Below are 2,725 nucleotides of genomic sequence, written 5' to 3' on the forward strand. Positions count from 1 at the left end.
CGCCCCGGGCCACGCGAGCCTGGAAGGGACCTGCCGGTCCATCGCCCGCAGGGGCGGAGGGGGGCCTGATCCACCGCCATGTTTCCGTCGGTGGACCAAGGTTGAGCGGTTGCCCTACGGTTCCGTGGGCACGCCGCCCGAGCCCACGAAGGCCCGGCCGCACTGCCGGCGCGCGCCGTCCGAACCGTCACCCGGCCCTAGTAGCATGGCTGCGGCGCCCGGGGCCCCCGCCTGTCGGGCGGCGTCACCGACCAGGAGGAGCAGCGACCCGTGAGCGATCTGCGGCCTGCCGCCGTGATCGTCCTCGCCGCCGGCGAGGGCACACGCATGAAGTCCAAGACCCCCAAGGTGCTCCACACGATCGGCGGCCGGACTCTCGTCGCGCACGCCATCAGTGCCGCCCGTGGCACGGAGCCGACGTACCTCGAGGTCGTCATCCGCCACCAGCGCGACCGGGTCGCGGCCCACGTCGAGCAGGTCGACCCCGAGGCGATCGTCATCGACCAGGACGAGATCCCGGGCACCGGGCGTGCCGTCGAGTGCGCCCTGAGCGCCCTGCCCGACGACCTCGCCGGCACTGTCCTGGTCACGTACGGCGACGTGCCGCTGCTCACCGCCGCGGTCCTGCGCGGCCTGCTCGCCGACCACGCCCGCACCCAGAGTGCGGTGACCCTGATCACGGCCACGCTCGACGACCCGACCGGCTACGGGCGGGTGCTGCGCGACGCCGACGGCGGGGTGGCCGAGGTCATCGAGCAGAAGGACGCGACCGACGAGCAGCGCGCGATCCACGAGGTCAACTCCGGCATCTACGCCTTCGACGTCGCAGTCCTTCGCGAGGCCTTGACCCAGGTCGGCACCGACAACGCCCAGGGCGAGAAGTACCTCACCGACGTCGTCGGCATCGCCCGGGCCAGGGGCCTGCGGGTCACCCCCTACCTCGTCGACGATCTCTGGCAGACCGAGGGGGTCAACGACAAGGTCCAGCTCGCCCGCCTCGGCGCCGAGCTGAACCGGCGGATCGTGGAGCAGGTCATGCGGGACGGCGCGATCGTGATCGACCCCGCGACGACGTGGATCGACGCGGGGGTCAGCGTCGGCCGGGACACCGTGCTGCAGCCCAACACCCAGCTGCTCGGGGCGACGTCGATCGGCGCGGAGTGCGTCATCGGCCCGGACACGACGCTGGAGGACACCGAGGTGGCCGACGGTGCGAGCGTCATACGAACGCAGGCCCAGCTCGCCGAGATCGGGCCCGGCGCCACCGTCGGCCCCTTCTCCTTCCTGCGCCCGGGCACCAAGCTCGGCGCGAAGGGCAAGATCGGCGGCTTCGTCGAGACGAAGAACGCCGACATCGGGCCCGAGGCGAAGGTGCCGCACCTGACCTACTGCGGCGACGCGACGATCGGTGAGGGCGCGAACATCGGCGCGGGCACGATCTTCGCCAACTTCGACGGGCTGACCAAGTCGCACACCGAGGTCGGGCCGTGGAGCTTCGTGGGCAGCGACTCGGTCATCGTCGCACCGCGCACCATCGGGGCGGGCAGCTACGTGGCCGCCGGCTCGGCCGTGGTCAGCGACGTCGGCCCGGGACAGCTGGCCGTGACCCGGGCGCGCCAGCGCAACATCGACGGCTGGGTGGCGCGCCGCCGCGCCGGCACGCGCACCGAGAAGGCGGCCCAGGCCGCGGCCGCCGCCGACGCCGAGGAGGCCCTCTCGACCGAGGCGGGCGCCGTCCTCGAGGGTGACCGGCTCGAGGCCGGACGACCCGGCGGGTCCGAGCCGCCACCCCCACCGGCCGAGGAGACAAGGGAGGCCTGATGACCGGCCTCAACAAGACTCCCGAGAAGCACCTGATGGTCTTCTCGGGCCGGGCGCACCCGCGACTGGCCCAGGAGGTGGCCGAGCAGCTCGGCACCGAGCTGGTCCCGACGTCGGCCTACAAGTTCGCCAACGGCGAGATCTATGTGCGCTACGAGGAGTCGGTGCGTGGCTGCGACGCCTTCGTGATCCAGAGCCACACGGCGCCCATCAACGAGTGGATCATGGAGCAGCTGATCATGGTCGACGCGCTCAAGCGGGCCTCGGCCAAGCGGATCACCGTCGTGCTGCCGTTCTACGGCTACGCCCGGCAGGACAAGAAGCACCGCGGCCGTGAGCCGATCTCGGCCCGGCTCATGGCCGACCTGTTCAAGACCGCCGGCGCCGACCGGCTGATGGCGATCGACCTGCACACCGCCCAGATCCAGGGCTTCTTCGACGGGCCAGTGGACCACCTGATGGCGCTGCCGATCCTGTCCGACCACGTCGACAGCAAGTACGGTCACCTCGACCTGGCGGTGGTCTCGCCCGACGCCGGGCGCATCAAGGTCGCCGAGGACTGGTCCAGCCGCCTCGGCGGTGCGCCGCTGGCCTTCATCCACAAGACGCGTGACATCAACCGCCCCAACGAGGTGGTCGCCAACCGTGTGGTCGGCGAGATCAAGGGCCGGGTCTGCGTGCTCGTCGACGACATGATCGACACGGCGAGCACGATCACCAAGGCGGCCGACGCCCTGATGGCGGAGGGGGCTGCCGCCGTCATCATCGCGGCGACCCATGCGATCCTGTCGGGCCCGGCCGTCGACCGGCTCCAGGCCTGCAAGGTCGAGGAGGTCGTCGTGACGAACACCCTGCCGATCCCCGAGTCGCGCCGGTTCGACAAGCTCACCGTGCTCTCGATCGC

The 2,725-nt window shown here is 71.5% G+C and carries 2 protein-coding genes; both read left to right on the forward strand.

The features are described 5' to 3' along the window. Positions 1 to 270 precede the first annotated feature (270 nt). Positions 271 to 1,821: a bifunctional UDP-N-acetylglucosamine diphosphorylase/glucosamine-1-phosphate N-acetyltransferase GlmU gene (glmU, locus tag WMI84_RS17920; RefSeq protein ID WP_347355133.1), complete on the forward strand. Its 1,551-nt coding sequence runs from the start codon at positions 271 to 273 to the stop codon at positions 1,819 to 1,821. Continuing rightward, on the forward strand, positions 1,821 to 2,725 hold a 905-nt coding region (locus WMI84_RS17925; protein ID WP_347355134.1), incomplete at its 3' end, for a ribose-phosphate diphosphokinase. The genes glmU and WMI84_RS17925, both read left to right, overlap by 1 nt.

It is taken from the genome of Intrasporangium sp. (assembly GCF_039812505.1).
Taxonomy (GTDB): domain Bacteria; phylum Actinomycetota; class Actinomycetes; order Actinomycetales; family Dermatophilaceae; genus Intrasporangium_A.